The 25,299-nt window shown below is 51.6% G+C and carries 19 protein-coding genes; 6 read left to right on the forward strand and 13 right to left on the reverse strand.

The features are described 5' to 3' along the window. Positions 1-33: 33 nt before the first annotated feature. Positions 34-1,047, reverse strand: coding sequence for an aspartate-semialdehyde dehydrogenase (locus NG346_RS10925; protein WP_262288742.1), 1,014 nt, complete (start codon positions 1,045-1,047; stop codon positions 34-36). Between the two features lie 158 nt (positions 1,048-1,205). On the opposite strand from NG346_RS10925, the gene NG346_RS10930 reads away from it, so the two are divergent. Both NG346_RS10930 and NG346_RS10935 read left to right on the forward strand, forming a co-directional pair. Next, on the forward strand, positions 1,206-3,380 hold the full coding sequence (locus NG346_RS10930; RefSeq protein WP_262288743.1) for a cation:proton antiporter: 2,175 nt from the start codon (positions 1,206-1,208) through the stop codon (positions 3,378-3,380). 82 nt (positions 3,381-3,462) lie between these two features. Further along, entirely contained in the window at positions 3,463-4,131 is a 669-nt protein-coding gene (locus NG346_RS10935; RefSeq protein ID WP_262280789.1) for an ABC transporter ATP-binding protein, read from the forward strand. Positions 4,132-4,478: 347 nt separating this feature from the next. On the opposite strand, the gene NG346_RS10940 is transcribed toward NG346_RS10935, so the two are convergent. Beyond that, positions 4,479-5,375 carry a CvfB family protein gene (locus NG346_RS10940; RefSeq protein ID WP_262288744.1) on the reverse strand — a complete coding sequence of 299 codons (897 nt, stop codon included), beginning with the start codon at positions 5,373-5,375 and terminating at the stop codon, positions 4,479-4,481. Between the two features lie 204 nt (positions 5,376-5,579). Between NG346_RS10940 and NG346_RS10945 the strand changes: the two genes are divergently transcribed. Both NG346_RS10945 and NG346_RS10950 read left to right on the forward strand, forming a co-directional pair. Further along, complete coding sequence (locus NG346_RS10945) at positions 5,580-5,702, forward strand: RNA-binding protein (protein WP_154535269.1); 123 nt, start codon at positions 5,580-5,582, stop codon at positions 5,700-5,702. A 310-nt stretch (positions 5,703-6,012) separates the two neighbouring features. Further along, the gene (locus tag NG346_RS10950; protein ID WP_262288745.1) at positions 6,013-7,167 is read left to right on the forward strand and encodes an OmpA family protein; all 1,155 of its coding nucleotides are present in this window, start codon (positions 6,013-6,015) and stop codon (positions 7,165-7,167) included. A 369-nt stretch (positions 7,168-7,536) separates the two neighbouring features. Here NG346_RS10950 and mutL read toward each other — a convergent pair whose 3' ends face one another. The 11 genes from mutL to lptB form a co-directional block, all read right to left on the reverse strand. Further along, positions 7,537-9,471, reverse strand: a complete 1,935-nt coding sequence (gene mutL / locus NG346_RS10955; protein ID WP_262288746.1) for a DNA mismatch repair endonuclease MutL — start codon at positions 9,469-9,471, stop codon at positions 7,537-7,539. Further along, positions 9,468-9,794 carry a hypothetical protein gene (locus NG346_RS10960; RefSeq protein ID WP_262288747.1) on the reverse strand — a complete coding sequence of 109 codons (327 nt, stop codon included), beginning with the start codon at positions 9,792-9,794 and terminating at the stop codon, positions 9,468-9,470. Before NG346_RS10960 ends, mutL begins: the two co-directional genes overlap by 4 nt. A gap of 12 nt (positions 9,795-9,806) precedes the next feature. Further along, entirely contained in the window at positions 9,807-11,528 is a 1,722-nt protein-coding gene (locus tag NG346_RS10965; RefSeq protein ID WP_262288748.1) for an OstA-like protein, read from the reverse strand. An 80-nt stretch (positions 11,529-11,608) separates the two neighbouring features. Further along, positions 11,609-13,069 carry a peptidylprolyl isomerase gene (locus NG346_RS10970; RefSeq protein WP_262288749.1) on the reverse strand — a complete coding sequence of 487 codons (1,461 nt, stop codon included), beginning with the start codon at positions 13,067-13,069 and terminating at the stop codon, positions 11,609-11,611. Between the two features lie 22 nt (positions 13,070-13,091). Next, complete coding sequence (locus NG346_RS10975) at positions 13,092-14,522, reverse strand: foldase protein PrsA (RefSeq protein WP_262288750.1); 1,431 nt, start codon at positions 14,520-14,522, stop codon at positions 13,092-13,094. Between the two features lie 12 nt (positions 14,523-14,534). After that, positions 14,535-16,019 (reverse strand): IMP dehydrogenase, encoded by a 1,485-nt coding sequence (gene guaB / locus NG346_RS10980; protein WP_262280797.1) that lies wholly within the window; start codon positions 16,017-16,019, stop codon positions 14,535-14,537. A 113-nt stretch (positions 16,020-16,132) separates the two neighbouring features. Beyond that, positions 16,133-18,361 (reverse strand): DNA helicase RecQ, encoded by a 2,229-nt coding sequence (recQ, locus tag NG346_RS10985; RefSeq protein ID WP_262288751.1) that lies wholly within the window; start codon positions 18,359-18,361, stop codon positions 16,133-16,135. Between the two features lie 107 nt (positions 18,362-18,468). After that, positions 18,469-19,719: an ATP-dependent Clp protease ATP-binding subunit ClpX gene (gene clpX, locus NG346_RS10990; RefSeq protein WP_262280799.1), complete on the reverse strand. Its 1,251-nt coding sequence runs from the start codon at positions 19,717-19,719 to the stop codon at positions 18,469-18,471. Positions 19,720-19,747: 28 nt separating this feature from the next. After that, on the reverse strand, positions 19,748-20,416 hold the full coding sequence (gene clpP, locus NG346_RS10995; protein ID WP_154535487.1) for an ATP-dependent Clp endopeptidase proteolytic subunit ClpP: 669 nt from the start codon (positions 20,414-20,416) through the stop codon (positions 19,748-19,750). A gap of 175 nt (positions 20,417-20,591) precedes the next feature. Further along, a complete protein-coding gene (gene tig, locus NG346_RS11000; RefSeq protein WP_262280800.1) occupies positions 20,592-21,959 on the reverse strand; it encodes a trigger factor in 1,368 nt (455 codons plus the stop codon). A gap of 678 nt (positions 21,960-22,637) precedes the next feature. Beyond that, the gene (gene lptB / locus NG346_RS11005) at positions 22,638-23,456 is read right to left on the reverse strand and encodes an LPS export ABC transporter ATP-binding protein (protein WP_262280807.1); all 819 of its coding nucleotides are present in this window, start codon (positions 23,454-23,456) and stop codon (positions 22,638-22,640) included. Positions 23,457-23,679: 223 nt separating this feature from the next. Between lptB and NG346_RS11010 the strand changes: the two genes are divergently transcribed. Next, positions 23,680-24,438 (forward strand): MlaE family ABC transporter permease, encoded by a 759-nt coding sequence (locus NG346_RS11010; RefSeq protein ID WP_262280801.1) that lies wholly within the window; start codon positions 23,680-23,682, stop codon positions 24,436-24,438. Between the two features lie 3 nt (positions 24,439-24,441). Further along, positions 24,442-25,215, forward strand: coding sequence for an ABC transporter ATP-binding protein (locus NG346_RS11015; RefSeq protein WP_262280802.1), 774 nt, complete (start codon positions 24,442-24,444; stop codon positions 25,213-25,215). Positions 25,216-25,299: the final 84 nt, after the last annotated feature.

Genomic DNA, 25,299 nt, shown 5'->3' on the forward strand with positions numbered 1-25,299 from the left:
TTTAGCTCGCCCCCTGCTTCCCGTCTTTGCTTCTTACTTCACGTCGCCCTCTTTGATAAGGTACTCGGCGATCTGCACAGCATTGAGGGCTGCGCCCTTGCGGATCTGGTCGCCAGTGAGCCAGAGTGTGTTGCTGTTATCGTCGGCGAGATCCTTGCGGATGCGACCCACGTAGACATCATCTTTGCCAGCACTCTCCAGCGGCATGGGGTAGACATAGTTCTGAGGATCGTCGACGACGGTAACGCCGGGAGCACCCTTCAGAGCCTCGCGGATCTCCTCCACGCTCAGCGGTTTCTCCGTCTCGAACCATACACTCTCGGAGTGAGAGCGCAGCGAGCTCACACGCACACAGGTGGCAGAGGTGCGTACATCAGAGTGCATGATCTTGCGCGTCTCGTTGTACATTTTCATCTCCTCTTTAGTATAGTCGTTGGGCGTCATCTTGTCGATCTGCGGGATGACATTATAGGCCAGCTGATGGGGGAACTTGTTGATGGTCGTCACATGTCCCTGCTCCACCATCTCCTTGTACTGCTGTTCGAGCTCCTTCATAGCAGCGGCACCGGCGCCGGAAGCACTCTGGTAGCTGGCGATATGGATCTTCTTGATATGAGACAGTTTCTCAATAGGCTCCAGCACGACGACCATCATGATTGTGGTACAGTTAGGGTTGGCGATGATACCACGTGGACGCTTCAGCGCGTCAGCGGCGTTGACCTCTGGCACTACCAATGGCACGTCGTCATCCATACGGAATGCACTGGAGTTGTCGATCATCACAGCGCCATACTTCGTGATGGTTTCCGCAAACTCCTTACTCGTACCGGCACCGGCAGATGTAAAGGCGATGTCCACACCCTTGAAGTCGTCGTTGTGCTGCAAAAGTTTCACCTCATAATCCTTGCCTTTGAAGTTGTAAAGGCGGCCGGCACTACGTGTAGAGCCGAACAGCACAAGGTCATCAACGGGGGAATCACGCTCAGCGAGGATACGCAGAAGCTCCTGGCCCACTGCGCCACTGGCACCAACAATAGCTACTCTCATAATCTATTCCTTTCTCTTATTTTATAATGATATGGTGATAATCGTGTTGCAAAAGTACAACTTTCCCATCAATTAGACGAACAATATGTAATATTTTTCAGTGTTTGAAAAATAATTGCTACCTTTGTGCAAGAATTTTGTAGGAATATAGAAGATATATGCTCAACATCGCGTCATACTTCCCCATCACCAATCCCACGTTGATCTTCTTCGTGGTGTTGCTCATCATCCTGTTGGCTCCTATCATCATGGGCAAGCTGCGCATTCCACATATCATCGGCATGGTGCTGGCCGGCGTGCTCGTCGGACAGTACGGACTGGACATTCTCTCACGCGATGCCTCTTTTGAACTCTTCGGACGGGTAGGTCTTTACTACATCATGTTCCTGGCCTCATTGGAGATGGACCTCGATGGCCTTCAGCGCAACAAATACCGTGCGCTGGTCTTTGGCCTGCTGACCTTCGCCATACCCTTTGCAATGAACTACTTCACCGGCATCAGTCTGTTGGGCTATACAACGGGAGCCGCTCTGCTGCTGGCCTGTATCATGTCGTCGCACACGCTGATCTCCTACCCCATCGTCAGCCGCTATGGACTTCAGCGCAAGCCGAGCGTAGTCATCAGCGTAGGCGCCACGATGGTGAGTCTGCTCTTGGCCCTTATCGTACTGGCCGTCATCGTAGCCTCCCACCAGGGTGGCGGCGGCGTGGCCTTCTGGAGCTTCTTTGTCCTGAAGATGGCACTCTACTGCGCCGGTCTGCTCTATGCCGTACCCCGGCTGACACGTTGTTTCCTGCGCCGCTACAGCGATGCCGTCATGCAGTTCATCTTTGTCATGGCCATGCTCTTCCTGATGGCAGCGCTCGCCGAGCTCATCGGACTGGAAGGTATCTTCGGTGCCTTCTTTGCCGGACTCATCCTCAACCGCTACATCCCCCAGCTCTCGCCGCTGATGAACCGCATCGAGTTCATCGGCAACGCACTGTTCATCCCCTACTTCCTCATTGGTGTAGGCATGCTCATCAACGTACGTTTGCTCTTTGCCGGTGGGAATATCATCTGGGTGGTAGCCTGTTTCGTCATCATCGGTACGCTGAGCAAGGCCATCGCCGCCTATCTCTCCGGTTTTGTCTTCCGTCTGCCGTTGTCGTCAGCACACATGATGTTCGGTCTGTCGTCAGCACATGCTGCCGGAGCCATTGCCATAGTGATGGTAGGCATGGGGTTAAAGACAGCCGACGGAAAGCCACTCGTCGATGAGCAGATGCTCAACGGCGTGGTCATCATGATTCTCTTCACCTGCATCATCTCGTCGATCGTCACCGACCGTTCAGCCCAGCGCATCATCGTCCGCGACAAAGAAGTGGCGCACGACGAAGAAGCACCCACAACGGTGGAGAACATCCTTGTGCCGGTGAAATATCCCGAATACGCCAACCGCCTCATCGACTTAGCACTGATGATGCGGTCAGCCAAGCGTCCTCAGGGCATTGTGGCACTGAACGTCGTGTATGACGACCAGAACATCCGCAAGAACCAAGATGCGGGTCAACGCCTGCTGGATCAGGTCAGCCACTATGCCGCAGGCTCCGATGTCCACTTGCAGACCCAGGTGCGCATTGCCGCCAACATCGCCAACGGCATCAAGCACGCCTTCAAGGAGTTCCAGGCCACAGAGGTGCTCATCGGCATGCACACCCACGCCAGCGTCAGTCCTAAGTTCTGGGGCGAGTTTCATCAGAGTCTGTTCAATGGTCTGAGCCGTCAGATCATCATGGCACGTCTCAACCACCCCATCGCCACGCTACGCCGCATACAGGTTGCCGTACCTTCCCGTGCACAGTACGAGCCGGGCTTCTACCGCTGGGTAGAGCGACTCTCACGACTGTCGGAGAACCTGGAGTGCCGCATCGTCTTCTACGGTCGCAAGGACACGCTGCAGATGATCAACGAATATGTCAAGAACCGCCATGCCTCGGTGCGCGCCACCTATATAGAGATGGAGCATTGGAACGAGATGCCCAAGCTTGCCGCCACCATCGCCGACGACCATCTCTTCGTCGTTGTCACCGCCCGTAAAGGTACCGTGTCGTTCAAGGCTGCCCAGGAGCGTCTGCCCGAGGAACTCACGAAATACTTCAAAGGCAAGAACCTGATGATCATCTTCCCCGACCAGTATGGCGACGACAAGATGCGCATGACCTTCGCCCAACCTCAGCACACCGAGGAAACCTCGGCCTACGCCGCCCTGCGCGACTGGATGAAAAACAAGAGCATATCTTTGAGTATGCCGAAAGGGAAAAGAGGTGGTAAAGGGGAACAGAACGCATAAATTAACGTTCAACTGTTGCAAGTATAAAAACAAATGACTAAATTTGCAATAAGCTAAAGAAATTGATTACAAATTATCACCCATGATAGACGTTAAAGGCATTACCAAGTCATTTGGCAAGTTGCAGGTGCTGAAAGGCATTGACCTGCATATCAATAAAGGAGAGGTGGTCAGCATCGTTGGCCCGTCAGGAGCCGGCAAGACGACTCTTTTGCAAATCATCGGTACGCTCGACAAGCCCGACAGTGGCTCTGTCGTCATTGACGACGTAGACGTCAGCAAACTTTCCACCGGCAAGCTCGCCGATTTCCGCAACGAGCATATCGGTTTCGTGTTTCAGTTCCACCAGCTCTTGCCGGAGTTCACGGCTTTGGAAAACGTGATGATCCCGGCCTTCATCAATGGCAAAGGACGCAGTGAGGCCAAGCAACGCGCTATGGAGCTGCTTGAGTTCATGGGACTTGCCGACCGAGCAGGACATAAGCCCAACGAGCTCTCCGGCGGTGAGAAGCAGCGCGTCGCTGTGGCACGTGCCTTAGTCAACCATCCTGCTGTCATCCTCGCCGACGAACCTTCAGGCAGTCTCGACTCCAAGAACAAAGCAGAGCTCCACCAGCTCTTCTTCGACCTGCGCGACAAGTTCGGACAGACCTTTGTCATCGTCACCCACGACGAGCACCTCGCCTCCATCACCGACCGCACCATCCACATGGTCGACGGACAACTCGACAACGAGAATACCATGGAATAGCTTTCACGTGCCGCCCCTCGTATCTTGCACCGAAAGACACTATAATTTATTGAATCTCACACAGAGACACAGATCCAAGAAAGAACTTAAATTCCAAGACACAGAGAAGGATACACCTTAAAGAGAGCATAGAGAGAATCCGACGGGAGAAGAGAGAGAGACTGAAAGAAACGCACAAGAAATTCGATGTTTGCCCGCTCTATAGACTCGATATGGTGAAACCATCTCTGTGAGCTATATAGCCATCTCTATGAGCTATATATAATAAGGTGTCGACCTCTGAGTCTCAGTGTAAGATAAAGTATGCCACCCTGTGAATGGATAAGGGAGGGCATAAACAATAGTTACTACCCTTTCTTAGTGAGTTCGAGCCCATTGTCGCTAATGGTGATCAGCTGTTTCTTGTAGAGGTCACCGACAGCCTTCTTAAATACCTTCTTGCTCACCTGAAACTCTCGCTTGATGTCATCGGGATCACTCTTGTCGTTGAACGGACAGTGACCATCGTGTGCCTTGATCCATTCGAGCAGTGTCTCAGCGAAGTCAAGTGTCTGCCGGCGTCCTATCGGCTGCAATGAGACATCGATCTTTCCGTCCTCACGTACGTTCAGTATGTAGCCTTTTACGCGGTCACCCGTATGGATATACTGGAAGATCTGATCCTTATAGACGAGTCCCGCATAGCGGTTGTTGATGATCACCTTAAAGCCCAGCTCAGTCTTCTGCCACACGAGCAGATCCACCTCTGCGCCCTTATGCAGTCCACCACCATTATCCTCACGCACGTCGTGGAGCCAGCGGTCCACCTTAGCCGTAGCAGCCACGCGATAACTGTCCCTGTCGACATAGACATAGACGATATAGCTCTCGCCGATCTCCATGCGCCGTTTCTGCTCACGGAAGGGACAGAAGAGATCTTTCATCAGTCCCCAGTCGAGGAAAGCGCCGTACTCGTTGACCCAGGAACATTTCAGATAGGCGAAGTCGCCGACCTTCGCCAATGGTTTCTCGGTAGTGGCAATAAGCCGCTCGTCCTGATCGAGATAGACGAAGCAATGCACGTCGCTACCCACACGGACATGTTCTGGCACGTATTTCTGCGGCATGAGTATCTCGCCCTCCTTACCACCGTCAAGGAAGATGCCGAAAGTCTCCTTACCGCCAAAGGCATGAGGGTTAGGACGCTCTGCCACCCGTGTCATCTTCAGCGTATTATAGTTTCCAATTTTGATTTCTGTATCCATCGTCTTATGTGCTTATTATGCTTACTTGCAAAGGTAATGCAAAGTTTTGGAAAAAGCAACGATGAACGTAAGGAATTTCCCTCACACCTCACAATGCTCTTGTTTAAATTAGTTTAAACAGTACTATACCCTTTTGCGGTAAAAGGTATTTTTTATACTTTTGCACCCGAAAATATAATTCACAACATAAAATCGTTTGCAATTATGGGAGCAGCAGGAAACAAAAAGCCTAAGAAGGCAAAGACTGCCAAGCACGCACCCCGCTACGAGATGGAGGACAGTATGTCCTCAAGCTTGACAAAAGGAAAGAAGAAGTGCCTGCACTAAACCTCGCACTCCACTTCCTAAAGAGATCCGGTATCATACATAGATGCCGGATCTTTTTCACTCTATGAAGAAAGATACGTATACCATTCTCAGATTGCTTATACCATATTATATAGAGGGCTAACTACAAAAAAGACATTGTTACATAGACATCTACACAGAAAAAACAGCTAAAACAAAAAAAAACAAAGAAAAAACACCAACATAAGAAAAAAAGTATTAACTTTGCATCAAAGGTAAACATCAAAAAGCATTTAAACAGATCGATATAGTAGGAATACCAAATCAATTAATTTAAATAATTAAGATTATGAGAAAATTATTCATCGCATTGGCTTTTGCAGGTTTCGCTATGAGCATGAATGCTCAGGAAACTGTTCCTGTACAACAGTACAGCGTGGCTACCAACTCCTTCTGGAGCAACTGGTTTGTTCAGGCTGGCGCAGACTGGAGCGCATGGTATAGCAACGAAGAACACGGATTAGGGCTCTCCCACAGCCCATTTAAGAAGTTCCGTAGCAATCCCGGTGCTTCCATCGCTGTCGGCAAGTGGTTTACCCCGGGTCTCGGACTGCGCACAAAAGTGCAGGGTATCTGGGGCAAAGCGGTCACCGATGACAACAACGCCGGTAACGGCATGAAGTACTGGACCGCTAACGAACAGGTGATGCTGAACATGAGCAACCTGCTTCTGGGCTATAACCCCAAGCGTGTGTGGAATGTCATCCCATTCGCTGGTGCCGGTATGTCTCGCAACTGCAGCGCTAACAAATATGCAATGCAGCTCAGCCTGGGTCTCCAGTCCTCTTGGCGCGTATGCGACAAGATGAACGTATATGTCGAAGGTGGCTGGAACCGTCTTGAGGAAGACTTCGACGGCTATGCTACCAAGATTTCCGCCAAAGGCCAGAATCATCGTGGTTGGGAAAGCAAGGACAATCACCTCTACGCAGAAGTGGGTCTGACCTTCAATCTGGGCAAGGGTACATGGAACAAGGTTCCAGACGTAGACGCAATGAAGACTATGTATCAGAGCCAGATCGATGCATTGCAGAGTCAGTTGGACGATGCTAACACAGAGAATGCACGTCTGAAGAAGCTTCTCAGCGAGCAGCCCAAAGAGACTAAGGCTGTCAAGAGCTTCGCCAGCGCTCCTGTATCTGTTTTCTTCAACATCAACCGCAGCAACATCGCATCCAAGAAGGATCTTGTTAATGTCAAGGCTCTCGCACAGTATGCAAAGGACAATGGTTGCAAGCTTAACGTTACTGGTTACGCTGACAGCGCAACTGGATCTGCAGAGCTCAACCAGAAGCTTTCTGAGAAGCGTGCCGCTACCGTCGCTGACGAACTCGTGAAGATGGGTATCGACCGTGCTAACATCAACACTGTCGGCAAGGGTGGTAACAGCGAGTTGTCTCCTGTTTCCTTCAACCGTCGCGCTACTGTAGAGGTTGCAGAGTAAGGCACTTCCTTAGTCCTCCAGCCCTACCCTAACCCTCCCCAAGGGGAGGGAATGGAGAAACCCACAAGGACGGACTGGAATCTTTAGAACAAGACTAAGGCTCTTAGTAAAGACAAAAAAATAACCGAATATCGGGAATGTTCCTGATATTCGGTTTTTTGTATATAGACTTCGTATATATTCTTTATATTCGGTTATCTTCTTAATTCCATCGAAGATGGAGCGTTAAATGCAAAAAGATATTCTGTGGACTCGGTATGGCAAAGCCATCTCTGTGAGAGCTATATATATAATAAGGAGTCAATCTCCGTGGCTTTGCATGTGAGAAATTACTTTCAAGGGGGATAGGGAAGGGCTTGGCTACTTCCCTTATTCCCCCAGCATCTGCTCTATCTCCTGCTGTTTGAGGATGCAGAGAATCTTATGGCCGTCGGGCGTGTAGTTGACATTACTGCAGAGGAAGAGGCTGTTGACGATATTCTCCATCTCGTCGTTCTGAAGCACCTGACCGTAAGGAATCGCAGCGGCACGCGCCATCGTCAATGCCAGTTGTTCATTGACCTTCTGTAAAGCCTCATCACCCGTAGCATGAACACCGTCAAGCATGTCGTGAAGCAGATCCATCACGTTGATGCCGTCAAGACCTTCCGGCATCGCATTGACCGACCACGTACTGCCACCTAAACTTGTCAGCTCAAAGCCCATAGCCTGCAACTCCGGCATGATCTGTCCTAAGGTCACCTGCTGCTGAGCCGTGAGTTCCAACGACTCGGGGAAGAGCACCTTCTGCGCCCGCATCTTCTTTGCCTCCAACTGCTTCTGATACTGTTCGAAGAGAATGCGGATATGTGCCCGATGCTGGTCCACGATCATCAGCCCTGACTTCACGGCTGTCATGATGTATTTTCCTTTATATTGATAGTGCGACGGTGCCTTTTCTTCCAGCACCTGCTTGGCACCAGTTGCAGCACTCTTCTCCTGAGGGAAGAGATCGTCAGGCGCAGAAGAGGGAACATCGTTGAAAGATGACGACGAGGCACCGCTCATCAACGTGTCGAAATCAGCAAACGCCGATTGTGAGTTGCCCATACGCGAGGCATGGAAGCCTTCAGAGCCCATCTGAGAAGCATGGAAACTCTCTGAGCCCATACGTGAAGGATGGAAGGCACCGGAACCGGCGGAGGAAGGAGCCGATGCCGTGAAAGGATTGTATTGCGGGTCGAAGTCCACCTTCGGCATCGAAGCTCCATTGTCGGGATCGAAGACTGGAATATCAGGCTTACCCTCTGTGTCGAAGTCCAGCGTGGTGGCGTTGCTGAAGATGCCCACTGCATCCTTGACAGCTGCATTGAGGATCTGCCACACCGCCTGCTCGTTTTCGAACTTGATCTCCGTCTTGGTTGGATGGATGTTGACATCGATGTCCTTTGGCGAGACATCGAAATAGAGGAAGAATGGCACCTGCTCGCCTTGAGGTATCAGACGGTCAAAAGCCGACATCACCGCCTTGGCAAAATAAGGATGGCGCATATAGCGACCGTTGACAAAGAAATACTGATGGGCATTCTTTTTCTTTGCCGACTCCGGCTTACCCACGAAGCCATGGATGCCACAGAGCGAGGTCTCCACCTTCACGGGCAGAAGGTCCTGGTTGAGACGATTGCCAAAGACATCGACGATACGCTGGCGCAAGCCGCAGGCCCGCAGGTTGAGCAGTTCCGTGTCGTTGCTGTGCAGACGGAAGACGATGTCGGGATAGACCAGTACGATGCGCTGAAATGCCGTCAGGATGTTGTTGAGCTCTGTATTGTTGGACTTGAGGAACTTACGGCGGGCAGGCACGTTGAAGAAAAGATTCTCCACCATGAAGTTGGAACCTTCGGGACAGGCACACGGCTCCTGCCCCGTCACCTTACCACCGGCGATGGACAGATGCGTACCGATGTCCTCTCCCCGTTGCCGCGTCTTCAGTTCCACCTGCGCAACGGCAGCGATCGACGGCAGAGCCTCGCCACGGAATCCCATGGTATGGAGGTCGAAAAGATCATCGGCCTTACGAATCTTGGACGTAGCATGGCGCTCAAAGGCCAGACGCGCATCGGTCTCGGACATACCTTTACCATCGTCGATGACCTGGATGGACGTACGTCCTGCATCGATGACGGCGACGTCGATGTGCTTGGCACCGGCGTCGACAGCGTTCTCGACGAGTTCCTTGATGACAGAGGCGGGGCGCTGGATGACCTCGCCGGCCGCTATCTGGTTGGCTACTGAGTCTGGAAGAAGTTGAATAATATCACTCATAACATCAAAACAAACAAAACGACACATAGGAGGATGAGCACGATCAGCAACAGATGGCCCGAGAACAAGCCCGGCCGGCGACGGCGCACACGGCTGTCGGCAGGAAGGAAGGTACCCCGCAGAACCTCGGGACGGAAACGGCGCAGTGCCTCTGCGTCGTCATCCTTTAAGTGCTCCGCTGCCCCACCCTCCTTGGGCAGTTGACCTTCAGCAGCCAGTTCTTCACGGGCGTGCTCCTCCAACTGTCGCAGACGCTCCCTCCGCTCATCGTAGTAGATGAACGTATGATGGAAGGGACGGGGGCGACGGGAAGAGAAAAACATAAACAGTGAAGATTATTTACGTGCAGTCCTCTTGCGCGGGGAACGGGATGTCTTCGGCGACGGAGTCTGATGACTCTTCGCCCCGGCAACAGCCGTCGCGGGTGCTTCTGCCTTTTTCGAAACGGCATGATTGCCGATCTGCTGGATCGGCGCGGCATGGCGCTTGATGTGTTTCAGCTCCGTACCCGAAGCCTTGGGTTTCCAGATAAACACATCGTCCTTGGTCTTCGGCCGTATATCATCAAACCACGCGAAGACATCGAGCTTGTCCTTGCCAGGAGGAATCTGTGTCATCGGATAGAGCGTCCCCTGGGCTTTCGGCATCCAGATACGTTCGAGCTTGCGCTGGTCGTTGACAAAAGAACGCATGGTGTCGGTCTCAATATAGTTGAGTCCGATCAGCGTGCTGTCCTTGTCATCAACGGGGTAGAAGATGGCACGCACGTTGCCCACGGCATCGCTTCTCCGGATCTTGCCACCGAGGAAATAAGCAAACATATTGGTGGAGGACACCTGGTTGTAGTGTATGGAGTCCTGCATGAGTTCGATGGAGAGTGCTTGTCCGAGGACATGAGCCTCCCGGATCGTAGTGTCGTTCATAAACGTCAGGATCTTCTCGCCCAAGAGCTGCCGTTGCCCGTTCCAGAGTATAGGATCACGATACATCGTCATGCACGAGTCCTTGGAGTTGAAGACCAGGGAGTCGCACACCGCCTGCGCGTCGTTGCGGAAGATACGTACCCGAGGATAGCAATGCACCTTGCGGTAGGCCGAGTCGGTGTTGATATGGAAGGTCTCCACGCGCATCGTGTCGCCATGCATCCACAGCGTGTCGGGACGGGAGTAGTCCATGACGAGGGCACGCCCCGTGGCGAAGCCTCGCCCGGTCTTCTCGTTGTAGACGACGAGATGAGCCGTGAGCTTATTCTTGTTGCGCTTGTCGACATACACCACATTTCCCCGCCCATAGTTGCGTCCGGTCTTGCTATTATAGAATAAGGTGTCGGCAGTGATGGTCTTCTCCTTGTTGACAACCGTCGAGCGTCCATAGAGATCGGCCTTGTCGGTCTTGGTGTTGAAGTAAGCGTCGGTGGTGGTGATCACGTTCTGCCCGTTGACGATGCGTGAGGCACGTGGCGTACCCTGTCCCTTGTTGGGGGTGTACTGTCCGACGACATGTGCCCGCGAGGTGCGGGTGTCGTAATAGAGCGTATCGGTGGAGACACGTGTCTTGGGCGTATGGAGCTGCACATCGTAGTAGAAGACCGCCTGCTTGGTCTGAGTGTTGTACTCTCCCCAGTCAGAACTGAGCTTGCTCGATCCGTCGATGAGCCGTCCGCCACGAAAGAAATACGCGTTGTTGTAGAGCCGGTCGTAGTTGAGCGAGTCGGTGTATAATGTCTGTCGGGCATGGTGGAGTACGACATTGTTGCGTGCCTCCATGAGCTGCTCCTCACCGTCGTACCATGCACGCTGACAGGTGAGCGTGATGTTGTCCTGTGGCTGACGGAAGTGCACGTGTCCCATGGCCCGTACAGAGTTTGTCGTCTGGTAGAAGTAAGCCGAGTCGCACGTCAGCGTGGCTCCCCGGTGCCGGAAGTGTACATGTCCCTTGACGATCTGCGCGTCGGGATTAGGCCCGTACATGTCGAACTTCAACTCATCGGCATGTACGAGATAGACTCTGTCATCCACCGCCTTGCGTTTGCGTGGTGCTGCAAAGGCGGTCAGCATACAAAGTGCAAAGAGGCATAGAGCCGTAAGAGAAACGGCTCCATGCCTATATGATAAATGTTGGAAAAATCTGCGGAACGTCATCTGATCCATCCCTGATACTGAAATTTACAATCTTTATAGCGGTCGTTGACTCTGACATAGGTATGCTTGATCTTGTCGACAACCCAATCGTTGAGCACCTTCTCGCGCTCCTTGGCCAGGACCACATCCTTCATCACCTGGAAGTCTTCTGTGATGGTGGCACGGTGTCCGTCCACGCGACTCTTGAGTTTGATGATGCACGCCACGGTCTTGTTCTTGCTGTTGATACGTGTGAAAGGTGCTGAGATCTCACCGACCTTCATCGTGTCGACAACTCTTGCGATCTCTGTAGGCAACTCCTTCATCTGGAAACGCGAGGTCATACCGTCAGCAGTGCTGTTGGACATCAAACCCTGGTTGTTCTTCGTGTCCTTGTCATCAGAGATATAAGAGGCTCCGGCCTCGAAGGTGAACTTGTCGGCAAGGATGTCAGTGCGGATCGAGTCGAGGCGATGCTCGGCGGCTTCGATCTCGTCCTGCGCCACCTTTGGCCTCAGCAGGATGTGGCGCACATTGATCTTGTCGCCACGCTTGTCGATGAGCTGAATGATGTGATAGCCGAATTCCGACTCCACGATCTTCGACACCTTTTTAGGATCGGTCAGATTGAAAGCCACTTGGGCAAAAGCAGGATCGAGCATACCACGACCCATAAAGCCCAGTTCACCACCCTGACGGGCAGAGCCCGGATCCTCGGAATAGAGACGTGCCAGAGTGGAGAAGCTTGTCTCACCGTTGTTGACACGCTCGGTGAATCCGCGAAGCTCGTCCTTGACACGGTTGATCTCGCTCTGCTTGATCTTCGGAGAGACCTGTATCACCTGCACCTCTACCTCAGTAGGCACGTAAGGCAGACTGTCCTTCGGGACATTGCGGAAATAGCTGCGCACGTCGGCAGGGGAGACCTTCACGTCATCGACGAGTTTCTGTTTCATCTTCTGGATGAGCTGCTGGTTCTTGAACTCATCGTGCATATCATTACGAATCTCATTGATGGACTCCTTGCGGTACTCTTCGAGTTTCTCCTGGCTGCCCGCGATCTCTATCCAGCGGTTGAGCTGCTGCTGTACGCCGGCGGCGATCTCAGACTCACTGACCTCAATAGAGTCGATCTCGGCCTGATGGAGGAAGAGCTTCTGCACGGCAAGCTGCTCGGGAATGGCGCAGTCGGGATTGCCGCCCCACGTCATACCTTCCTGCTGGCCCTGCATACGCATCATCTCTACATCGGACTTGAGGATAGGCTCGTCGCCCACCACCCACACGACTTCATCGATGACACTGCTCTCGGGAATCGGAGCTTCCTCTTTGGGCGTACTGTCATGTGACGTAGAATCTGAAACCACACGACCCAGAGAACCCGGCAAGCCGGGAACGGTGGTCATGGCCGAAAGAGAAGCCGCAGCCAACAAAAGTGCTGCGACAAAGGGGATATGACGCTTATTGCTTATTTTCATGTTGCTATTTCTGATCTGTTTCTTACTTGACCGTGTCGACGACAGCCTCGTTGACGATGACAGGATACTTACGGCGGAGCTGCTCTACCCATTTCTTTTCCAAGGCATCCTGATAATCAGCCACGACGAGTTCACGCACATCGTCCATCTCTTTGGGTGCTTTGAGCTTCTTGCCGTAGACAGCCATATAGGGATAGTCCTTGACAGGCTTGGCAATCGTGTCTTTACCAAAGACTTCTTTGTCCACCAAAGCGTTGTCGCCCATGCGGAAGATGCCTTTCTCCACACGGATGCGAAGCACGGAATCGGCATTGAAAGTGGTACGAAGCTTCTCTGCCCACTGGCTGAACGGCAAACGCTTCACGGTTTTCTTCACATTATCTATGTCTTCCTGCGCACGTGTGCAGTAGGCAATACCTTTGAAGCGAGGCGCATCCCAACGATAGCGCTTGCGGTTCTTGCGGAAGTACTGCTCCAAACCGGCCTCGTCGTTCTTGGCTTTCTGCCACACCATGCTGTCGGCAATGGCGAAGAGCAACAGTCCGTCATGGTATTCTTGGATAAGATATTTCAGGTTGGGATCTTGCTTCTCCATCTCTTCCCGCTTAGCCGCCAACACAGCGTCGGGAGTGGTATGGCGTTGCTTGGCCAGTGTGTCGAGCTTCTGATTGATGATCTGCTCACGCAGGTTGCGCTGGTCGATAAACCGCAGAATGTCGGCACGCTGACTCTCGTAAGAGAAGAAAGGCTGATGGCCTTGTCTTAAAACGATATGCCAACCGGCCGGCGAAAGGAAAGGCTTGCTCAGCTGACCGTCTTTCAGACTCCACACCTGATTCTCGAATTCCGGAAAGGTCTGTCCCTTGACAATCCAAGGCAACTGACCGCCCTCACTGGCGGAGCCCGGATCCTGAGACACTTTGTGGGCTAAAGCAGCGAAGTCCGCACCATGCTGCAAAGCATTATAAACCGAGTCGATGCGCTGCTTGGCAACCTTCTCCTCATCGGGTGTGGCCTTCTGCTTCATGGCGAGGAGGATATGTGAGACGCGCACCATGCCACCATTATCGTCGATGCGCCGGCGGGTCTCCTCATAGATCTTCCTGGCCTCAGCCTCTACGTCCGCACTGTCGATCATCGCCGGACGGATCTGCTGGTCGCGATAACCGGCAAACTCCTTCTTGTAGGACGACAGCGTGTCGAGATGCGCATCCTTGGCAGCCTCCACCTTCAACTTATAGTTGATAAACAGCGGCACGTAGTCGCGTACGCTCTTACGGTCGAGAACACCATTGGTGTTGTTCTTTTTATAGGAATACGCAAACTCAGAGCGAAGAACCGGATGACCGTTGACGGTCATGATGACGGGATCGTCGCTCTGAGCAAAAGAGAGGGTGCCACACAAAAGCATGGCGCCCACTATCATATATTTCCTATAGAATAATTTGTTCATGCAAAGTAATGATTACTCGGGACGCGAGTAGTTCGGAGCTTCACTTGTGATCGTGATATCGTGAGGATGGCTCTCGAGCACACCGGCATTGGTGATGCGGGTGAACTTAGCGTCGTGCAGGCGTACGATGTCAGGAGCACCGCAGTAGCCCATACCTGAGCGCAGACCACCGGTGAGCTGATAGATCACCTCCTGTACGGTGCCCTTGTAAGGTACACGGCCGGCGATACCCTCCGGCACAAGTTTCTTGGCATCGCGGATGTCGTTCTGGAAATAACGGTCACGGGAACCGTTCTTCTGCTCCATAGCCTCCAAAGAACCCATACCACGATAACTCTTGAACTTACGTCCGTTGAAGATAATCGTCTCACCAGGACTCTCCTCGGTACCGGCAACGAGTGAACCGATCATCACGCTACTGCCACCGGCAGCCAATGCCTTGACGATATCACCGGAATAGCGTAGGCCACCGTCAGCGATCAATGGCACGTCTGTACCCTTCAATGCAGAGTAGACATCATAGACAGCACTCAACTGAGGCACACCGACACCGGCAACGACACGCGTGGTGCAGATAGAACCCGGGCCGATACCTACCTTAACTGCGTCAGCACCGTTGTCGACGAGATACTTGGCAGCCTCACCGGTAGCAATATTGCCGACGATGACATCCAAGTTGGGGAAGGCAGCCTTCACGTCGTGGAGCTTACCCACCACGCCCTTAGAGTGGCCGTGAGCGGTATCGATGACAATGGCATCTACGCCGGCCTCTACCAAGGCCTGCGCACGGTCGAGCGTGTCAACAGTGACACCGACACCGGCAGCAACGCGCAGACGACCCTTGTCGTCCTTGCAAGCCATCGGCTTGTCCTTGGCTTTCGTAATATCTTTATAAGTGATCAGACCCACAAGATGGTTGGCATTGTCAACCACAGGGAGTTTCTCAATTTTGTTTTCCTGAAGAATCTGTGCGGCAGCAGACAGGTCTGTGCGCTGATGTGTGGTTACCAGATTCTCTGATGTCATCACGTCGTCGACGAGCTTATCCATGTGACGCTCGAAACGGAGGTCGCGGTTAGTGACGATACCCACGAGGTGGTTTTCCTCATCTACCACGGGAATGCCGCCGATATGATAGTCGTGCATCATATCCAAAGCATCCTTGACGGTGCGGCCGCGACGAATGGTGATCGGGTCATAGATCATACCGTTCTCTGCACGCTTGACGATGGCCACCTGACGAGCCTGCTCCTCGATAGACATATTCTTATGGATGACACCGATACCGCCCTCACGCGCAATGGCAATGGCCATCGATGACTCGGTCACCGTGTCCATAGCGGCCGTTACGAAAGGAACGTTGAGTTCGATGTGACGTGAAAACTTGGTTTTCAACGACACTTCCTTAGGAAGTACTTCTGAATAAGCAGGAATCAACAGGACATCATCAAATGTGAGTCCGTCCATCACAATTTTATCTGCAACAAATGATGACATAAAACGATTTTTAGAAATTTATTGCGTGCAAATATACTCATTTTTTTCCGAATAGGGAGATTGAGCAACTCCATTTCTTTAGCCTTTAATGCTATTTAACAGCGATAAGGAGATCAGTTGGCCTGCTCAGAAAGGAATTTGATCAGAACGAGGCGTACTTTCTCCTCTGCGGTGAGACCTCCGTCATCGTCATAAATTTCACATTCATCGATGGCTGTGTCGACATCATCGCTGTCGCTGTTGCGGAAATAGTCATAGATGTCGTCCACCTCATCGGGGTCGATGACATCATCGTCATCGAGATAATAGCTGATGTCAACCTTCATGCCGCTGTTGACAATGGACTCGATGTCGTCGATCAGATCATCGAAGCCACAGCCCTGCATCGAGGCGATCTCATCCAAGGGCACACGACGGTCGATGAGCTCGATGATCTTCAACTTCTTCATCGACTTCTTAGGCAGACTGATGACACGCATCATGTCCACCCGCTGGATGTCGTTGTCCTCACAATACTTCTTGATGAGATCTACAAAGGGCTTACCATATTTATGTGCCTTGCCCTGCCCTACACCTTGTATCTGCTGCAGTTCCTCCATAGTGACGGGAAAGCTCGTCGCCATCTGCGAGAGTGAGATGTCCTGGAAGATCACATAAGGCGGAAGGTTATGTTTGTGGGCCACATCCTTGCGCAGACCTTTGAGCAAGCCGAGCAACTCCTGGTCTAAGGCACTCACACCGCCCTCGGCATTCTCCTCCACGTCGTCGTACTCACGGTCGTGAACAGCGAAGAACGGTTTCGGGCTCTTGATAAACATCCTGCCCTCGGGCGTCAGCTTCAACAGTCCGAAGTTCTCCACATCTTTACGAATATAATGCGAGATCATAGCCTGACGGATGACGGGATTCCAAATAGAGGAGTCCTCCTCGTTGAGTTTGGCTCCGGCACCGAACTCCGGCAGTTTGTTGTGGCCATGGCGCACGATGTTGTCCGTAGCCCGCCCTTTGACGAAGTCGGTGATATAAGCCTGGTCGAAGTTTTCCTTCACTGCCTTGATGGCATTGAGGACGATGAGCAAAGCATCGGTAGCCTCGAACTGCTTCTGCGGATGCAGGCAGTTGTCGCAATTACCACAGTTGTCCTGCGGATATTCCTCACCAAAATAGTGGAGCAGCATCTTGCGACGGCATACTGAAGACTCGGCATAGGCCTTGGTCTCCTGCAAGAGCTGATAGCCTATCTCTTTCTCATTGACATCCTTGTTCTCCATGAACTTTTCAAGTTTCTTCAAGTCCTTTGGAGAATAGAAAGCGATGCAGATGCCCTCACCGCCGTCACGTCCGGCTCTGCCCGTCTCCTGATAGTAGCCCTCAAGGCTCTTGGGGATGTCGTAATGGATGACAAAGCGCACGTCGGGCTTGTCGATGCCCATGCCAAAGGCGATGGTCGCCACGATGACATCGATCTCTTCCTTCAAGAAGTCGTCCTGCGTCTTTGTGCGCAACTCTGAGTCGAGGCCGGCATGATAGGGCGCTGCCTTGAAGCCATTGATCTGAAGCTTCTTGGCCAGCTCTTCCACCTTCTTGCGCGAGAGGCAATAGATGATGCCGCTCTTGCCGGGATGCTGCTTAATAAACCGGATGATCTGGCTGTCGGTATCCTCCTCGCTGATCTTCTGCCGCACCTCATAGTAGAGGTTAGGACGGTTGAAGGAACTGCGGAACTCCTCCGCGTCGAGGATGCCGAGACTCTTCTTGATGTCTGACCGCACCTTGTCCGTAGCTGTTGCCGTCAAGGCAATAACGGGCACGGAGTCGACATGCTGTATCTCAGCGATGCGATTGATGGTAGGCCGTATGTTTCGGTATTCAGGGCGGAAGTCATGTCCCCACTCCGAGATGCAGTGCGCCTCATCGATGGCATAGAAAGAGATATGGAAAGAAGAGAAGAACTCAAGGTTCTCCTCTTTATTTAGAGATTCAGGAGCCACATACAACAACTTCGTGCGCCCGCTGTGCACGTCATCCACCACACGGTTGATGGCAGCACGGTTGAGCGAGGAGTTAAGGAAGTGAGCCAGGCCGTCTTCCTCTGTCAGGCCATTGATGACGTCGACCTGGTTTTTCATCAGTGCGATCAAAGGCGACACGACAATAGCCGTTCCCTCCATGATCAGCGACGGCAACTGATAGCACAGACTCTTGCCGCCACCGGTAGGCATCAGCACAAAGGTGTTGTTGCCAGCCATGAGATTGCGGATGATCGCTTCCTGATCGCCCTTGAAATGATCAAAGCCAAAGTACTTCTTCAATGCTTGAGTCAAGTCCACTTCCTTAGTCATTGCATGCTCCTTAGATGATTCTTATTAATAATGTAATATGCAGAGGGCCGCTTCCACGGCCTCTGCCATTGATTTTCTACCTGCGAGTGTCTTGAATGCCAAGCCGGTTAAGCCGATTCGAGTCGCTGCAGATGAGCCTTGTCCAATTGCTGCTTGGCATAGTCAAGCGTCACCTCAAACTTCTTGATGCGTTTTGACGGCACGTCAAACATGGCATCCATCATCACCTCCTCCACGATAGAGCGCAGGCCACGGGCGCCGAGTTTGTACTCTACAGCCTTGTCGACGATGAAGTCGAGAGCTTCCTCGGTGAAGGACAACGTGATGTGGTCCATCTCAAACAGCTTGATGTACTGCTTGACAATAGAGTTCTTCGGCTCTACCAAGATGCGGCGCAGAGCATCACGATCCAAAGGATTGAGATAGGTCAGCACCGGCAGACGGCCAACCAGCTCTGGAATCAGGCCAAACGACTTCAAGTCTTGCGGAAGGATATACTTCATCAGATCGCCGCGGTCGATATGACGGGCGTTCTGCACGGAGTTGTATCCTACCGTATGCGTGTTGAGTCGCTGTGCGATCTTACGCTCAATGCCGTCGAAGGCACCACCGCAGATAAACAGGATGTTCTTGGTGTTGACATGCACATAGTCCTGATCAGGATGCTTGCGGCCGCCCTTTGGCGGTACGTTGACCATGGTTCCTTCCAAGAGTTTGAGCATGCTCTGCTGCACACCCTCGCCACTGACATCGCGTGTGATGCTGGGGTTGTCGCCTTTGCGGGCAATCTTGTCGATCTCATCGATGAAGACAATACCACGCTCGGCAGCTGCCACATCGTAGTTGGCCACCTGAAGCAGACGGCTCAGGATGCTCTCCACATCCTCACCAACGTAGCCGGCCTCGGTAAACACCGTAGCGTCGACAATGGTGAAAGGCACGTCAAGCAATTTGGCGATGGTGCGGGCCAGCAACGTCTTACCTGTACCCGTAGAGCCTACCATGATGATATTGCTCTTCTCGATTTCCACGCCATCGTCGTCCGACGGTTGGAGCAAACGCTTGTAGTGGTTATACACAGCCACAGACAGATAGCGCTTGGCCTCGTCCTGACCGATGACATACTCGTCGAGATATTTCTTGATTTCCTTTGGCTTGGGGATACGCGTCTTCTTGCGGAAAGCCTCCTTAGACTTTTCGCTGGCCTCCTCATCCACATTACCGAGAACGCCGGTATCCTTTACTATCTTGTAAGCCTGCACTGCACAGTCCTCACAGATATAACCGTTGAGTCCTGTGATGAGCAACTTTACCTGTGATTCGTCACGACCACAGAAGCTACATACTTTTTTCGGCATGTTTTCTTATTCCTCCTGGTTACTAAGATTATTGCTTTCTTGTTAACACCGTATCGATCATACCATACTCCTTAGCCTCCTCAGCGGTCATCCAGTAATTGCGGTCACTGTCTTTCCATACTTTCTCGTAAGGCTGGTGGGAGTGGTTGGAGATGATGGTATAGAGTTCTTTCTTGAACTTCTGGATCTCACGGGCCTCGATCTCGATATCCGAAGCCTGTCCCTGCACACCGCCTAAGGGCTGATGGATCATCACGCGGCTATGAGGCAGCGCGGAGCGCTTGCCTTCGGTGCCGGAGACAAGCAGCACAGCAGCCATAGAGGCAGCCATACCCGTACAGATCGTTGCCACATCGCTGGTGATGAACTGCATGGTGTCGTAGATACCCAGTCCTGCCGTCACGCTGCCGCCGGGAGAGTTGACATAGATAGAGATGTCCTTACCGTTGTCGACAGAGTCGAGGTAGAGCAACTGAGCCTGAAGCGTATTGGCTGTATAGTCGTCGATCTCAGTTCCCAAGAAGATGATGCGGTCCATCATCAGTCGTGAAAACACATCCATCTGCGTGACGTTGAGCTGACGCTCTTCGAGGATATACGGATTGAGATATTGTTGCTGCGCCTTGACCACATCATCCAGAGCCAGGCCGTTCATGCCTAAGTGCCCCGTGGCAAATTTTCTAAAGTCGTTGTTCATTCGATTTCCTTAATATATTCAATGTTAATAGTCAAATACGAGAAAAGAGGTTATCAGCTCTTTTTACCGGTTTCAAACCTAATCCTCGTGTTGATTACACAAAGATAATAAAAAAAGCTGGTAACCTCTTCAATCAAGAGATTATTTTTTATTAAAATCTTATTTTATGCGCACATTACTCGCCCATCATCTTGTTGAAATCATCAAGGCTGATCTCTTTCTTGTTCAGCTTGACGACTTTCTTCAAAGCGTCAGAGAGCTTCACGTCGATAGCGCGATCCACAAAGCCCTGGGCGTTCTCACGCTTCTTGAGGAGCTCATCGGCGTAGTTGTTGATGTACTCTTCAGGAACGTTGCTCATGCCATACTGTGCGAACTGGATGCGAGCGGTCTCACGGGCAGCCTCCTTGACATCGTCGTCATTGACCTTGATGCCGGTCTGCTCAGAGAGTTTGTTGCGGATCAGGCTCCAGTTGAGTTCCTTGAGGCTTGCCTCGTAGTTCTTGTCGATCATCTCGTTGAGCTTCTTCTCGTCCTTCTCCTTGCTGCCCTGCTTCATGACACGCTTCAGAAGCGCATCGGGATAGGTCAGCTGGCCGATCTTGTCCTCAGCATACTTGCGGACATCGAGCAGGAACTTGTAGTCGCTGTCGCGAACGAGCTGCTCCTTGAGTCCCTCAGCGATCTTGCTACGGAATTCCTTCTCGTCCTTAACGGCGTCCTTGCCGAAGGTCTGATCGAAGAGCTCCTGATCCACAGCGTGCTTCTGGAAGCGCTGGATGCCAGTAATCTGGAAGCTGAAGTCGCCCTGGTAGTTGGCAACCTGATCCTTCTCGATCTTCAACAGGGAAGAGATCTGTACCTCATTGCCGTCGTATGCCTTAGAAGGATTGAAGGTGATGATGTCACCCTTCTTTGCACCCTCGAAGAGCTTCTTCTGGTCGTCGTTCTTCAAGTAATTAGGCATCAGCACAGCAGCCTCAATGGTCAGGCCACCTTCCTTGGTGTTGCCCTTCTCGTCGAGCTCGCGGATGTCACCCTTGAGCATATCGTTCTCCTGATAGTCATCAACGTCAACGTATCCGCCAAGACGGTTGGCGAACATATCCACCTGCTTGTCAACGAGAGCATCGTCGACAGTGATCTCGTAATAGTCGACAGTATCCTTGTCGCTCAGCTCGATGTTGAACTCAGGAGCGACGGCGATGTCAAACATGAAGGTATAAGGAGCCGGCTTCTCCAGATCCTGAGGCTCCTGCTTGTCAGAGGCCAAAGGCTCGCCGAGCATCTGAATCTTGTTGTCAGCAATATACTTCTGGAGCTCGTCATTGAGCACCTTGTTGATAGCGTCCATCTTGGCGCTGGGCTCAAACTGACGCTTGATCATGCCCATAGGAGCCTTTCCGGGGCGGAAGCCGGGGATATTAGCTCTTTTACGATACTCTTTGAGCTCCTTCTCGACATCGTTTTTGTAGTCATCTTCTTCGACAGTGATGGTCAACAGTCCGTTGATCTTGTCGGGATTTTCAAATGAAACTTTCATCTTTGGTTTATATTGTTTATGATTTATCTCCGCAAGGATTATATGACTTATCTCCGTAAGGAAACAGCAAACTCTTATCGCCCGTCGAGCGACAAGAGCCATACTGACTGGCAAAATTACGCATATTTTACCAATCTACCTAATATAAGGTGGAAAAATTTGTTTTTTTAACCATCATCTCAGCGCCGTAACTACTCAGCGATAAGGCACGACAGGATTGTCCGCAGCACCGGTAGGATTACTTCAAAGGGAGCCTGCTTGCGAACTGGAAACTGCAAGGAAGAACAGCAATTGTTGGATAAACTGACAAAAAAGCGGGCACGAGAAGGCAATCTTTGCGAGCAGACATGGTCTTGGGCGTGATTTTACGATTTTTACAAGTATTCTATAACTACCTGATAAGCAGAAAGTTGAACTATATTTACATTATCTCACATTGCAAAAACGCCTTTTCTTCCATAAATTATCTAGAGAATTTTCGATCATCTCAGTGGTTTTACCTCATCAAAGCACCGTTCTGACAAGGTAAAACCACTGAGATGACAACCAAAATCACTGTTTTCTCACTTTCAAAGTCCTTTCCTGACATTCAACTCCCTATTTCTTTGGCTTTTCGCTCTCTAGAATGCAAGTTATTGCAGAAGCACTTTTGTAAGTTTTTATCTCCATTGTTAGTTACTATCCGCCATAAACTTCTGCAAGCAAAGACTTTCGGGATTGGGCGGCAAAGGCTCTGTCCTCCTCGTTGGACTGGAACTTACGATAGACAAAGTTGTCGCTCAGATAGTTCTTTCTCACGACTTTGTTGGCTGCCAGTTCCTCGGGCAATCCCTGAAAGAGGATTCGTCCCTCAAAGAGCAGATAGGCACGGTCGGTGATGGACAAAGTTTCCTGCACGTTATGGTCGGTAATGAGGATACCGATATTGCGGTATTTCAGTCGCCACACGATATGCTGGATGTCTTCCACGGCAATAGGGTCGACACCGGCAAACGGCTCATCGAGCATAATGAACTTCGGATCGATAGCCAGACAGCGGGCAATCTCCGTACGTCGGCGCTCACCACCGGAGAGACGGTCTCCCTTGTTCTTCCTCACCTTGTTGAGTCGGAACTCGCTGATCAGACTTTCCAATTTGTCGAGTTGCTCCTGGTGTGACAGCTTCGTCATCTCCAACACCGCCATGATATTGTCTTCCACGCTCAGCTTACGGAATACGCTGGCCTCCTGCGGCAGGTATCCGATACCGGCACGGGCGCGCTTATAGACAGGAAACTTCGTGATCTCCTTATCATCGATGAAGACATGTCCCTCGTTGGGCACGACCAATCCTGTCGTCATATAGAAAGAGGTCGTCTTACCAGCACCGTTAGGTCCGAGCAATCCGACGATCTCACCTTGCTTGACGTTAAACGTGACATGATCAGCCACAGTACGTTTGCCATAGCGCTTGACCAACCCCTCAGCATGCAACTCCTTATGTTTCAACTTGCTCATGAGCAACTTGTCCACTTCCTCAGGAGTCATGTGCTCCACATCGGGGCGAGCCTCGGTCTCCTGCTGCACAAGTGCTTGTAATGTTTCGTCCATGATAATAGTTTTGAATGCAAAAATACTAAAAAAACACCTAATAACATTGATAAAAGCAAAAACTCTTCTGTTTATTGCAGTTTTTTATGGGATTTTGGTTACTTTTGCATCATCAAATAGGTTATAGCCCATGCTTTTATTGAAGTTGCTTCATCGTTATCTCACCACTTTCGGACGTTATCTCATCCTGATGGGACGCACCTTTGCGCGTCCGGAACGCATGCGCATGTTTTTGAAGCGCTATGTTAAAGAGATGTCTCAGTTGGGAGTCGACTCCATCGCCATCGTGCTGATGATCAGCTTCTTCATCGGTGCAGTCATCTGCATCCAGATGAAGGTGAATATCTCCAGTCCGTGGATGCCACGTTGGACTACCGGCTACACCACGCGTGAGATCATGCTCCTGGAGTTCTCTTCTTCCATCATGTGTCTGATTCTCTCCGGTAAGGTGGGGTCCAACATCGCCTCGGAGTTGGGCACCATGCGCGTCACACAACAAATCGACGCGTTGGATATCATGGGCGTGAACTCGGCTAACTATCTGATCCTGCCGAAGATCCTCGGTTTGGTGACCATCATGCCGTTCCTGGTGATCTTCTCTTCAGCCATGGGCATCATCGGTGCCTACGCCACAGCGATCATCGGACACATGATGTCGCCCGACGATCTCACTGCCGGCATGCACCACGCTTTCAATCCCTGGTTTATGTGGATGAGCATCATCAAGAGTCTGTTCTTCGCCTTTATCATCTCCAGCGTATCGTCGTATTTCGGCTACACGGTGGAGGGCGGCTCCGTCGAGGTGGGCAAGGCTTCCACCGATGCCGTCGTATGCAGCAGCGTGCTCATCCTCTTCTCCGACGTTTTCCTTACGCAATTACTGAGTTAAGCTATGATAGAAGTCAAAAATCTAACGAAACGCTTTGAGGACAAGACTGTTCTCGACAACATCAGCACTGTCTTTGAGACGGGTAAGACCAATCTCATCATCGGACAGAGTGGTTCCGGCAAAACCGTGCTGATGAAGAATATCGTAGGGCTGCTTGAGCCGACCGAAGGCCAGATTCTCTACGACGGGCGCGACTTCACGGCGATGACGAAGAAAGAAAAGGTGATGATGCGGCGCGAGATGGGCATGATCTTCCAAGGAGCGGCTCTCTTCGACTCGTTGACAGTACAAGAGAACGTGCAGTTTCCGTTGGATATGTTCTCCAACATGACCTCCCGTGAGCGTGCAAGAAGAGCCCAGGAGTGTCTGGAGCGTGTCAACCTCCTCGATGCCCGCAACAAATACCCCGACGAGATCTCCGGCGGTATGCAGAAACGCGTGGCCATTGCGCGCGCCATCGTGCTCAATCCGAAGTATCTCTTCTGCGACGAACCTAACTCTGGCTTGGACCCGAAGACTTCACTGGTCATCGACAAGCTGCTGTCAGAGATCACCAAAGACTATCAGATGACGACGATCATCAACACCCATGACATGAACTCAGTCATGGGCATCGGCGAGAACATCGTCTTCATCTACAAAGGACATAAGGAGTGGCAGGGCAACAAAGACCAAGTCTTCAGCTCCACCAACAAGAAACTCAACGACCTGGTCTTTGCCAGCGATCTGTTCCGCAAGGTGAAGAAGGTGGAGATGCAGGAAGAAGAGAACGCTTAGATCACCCGGCAGCATAAAAAAACGCTTCCTCTCCATTGTGAGAGGAAGCGTTTTTCTATTCTATATTATCTACATGATGAGAAG

This window comes from Hallella absiana, from assembly GCF_025457485.1.
Taxonomy (GTDB): Bacteria; Bacteroidota; Bacteroidia; order Bacteroidales; family Bacteroidaceae; genus Prevotella; species Prevotella absiana.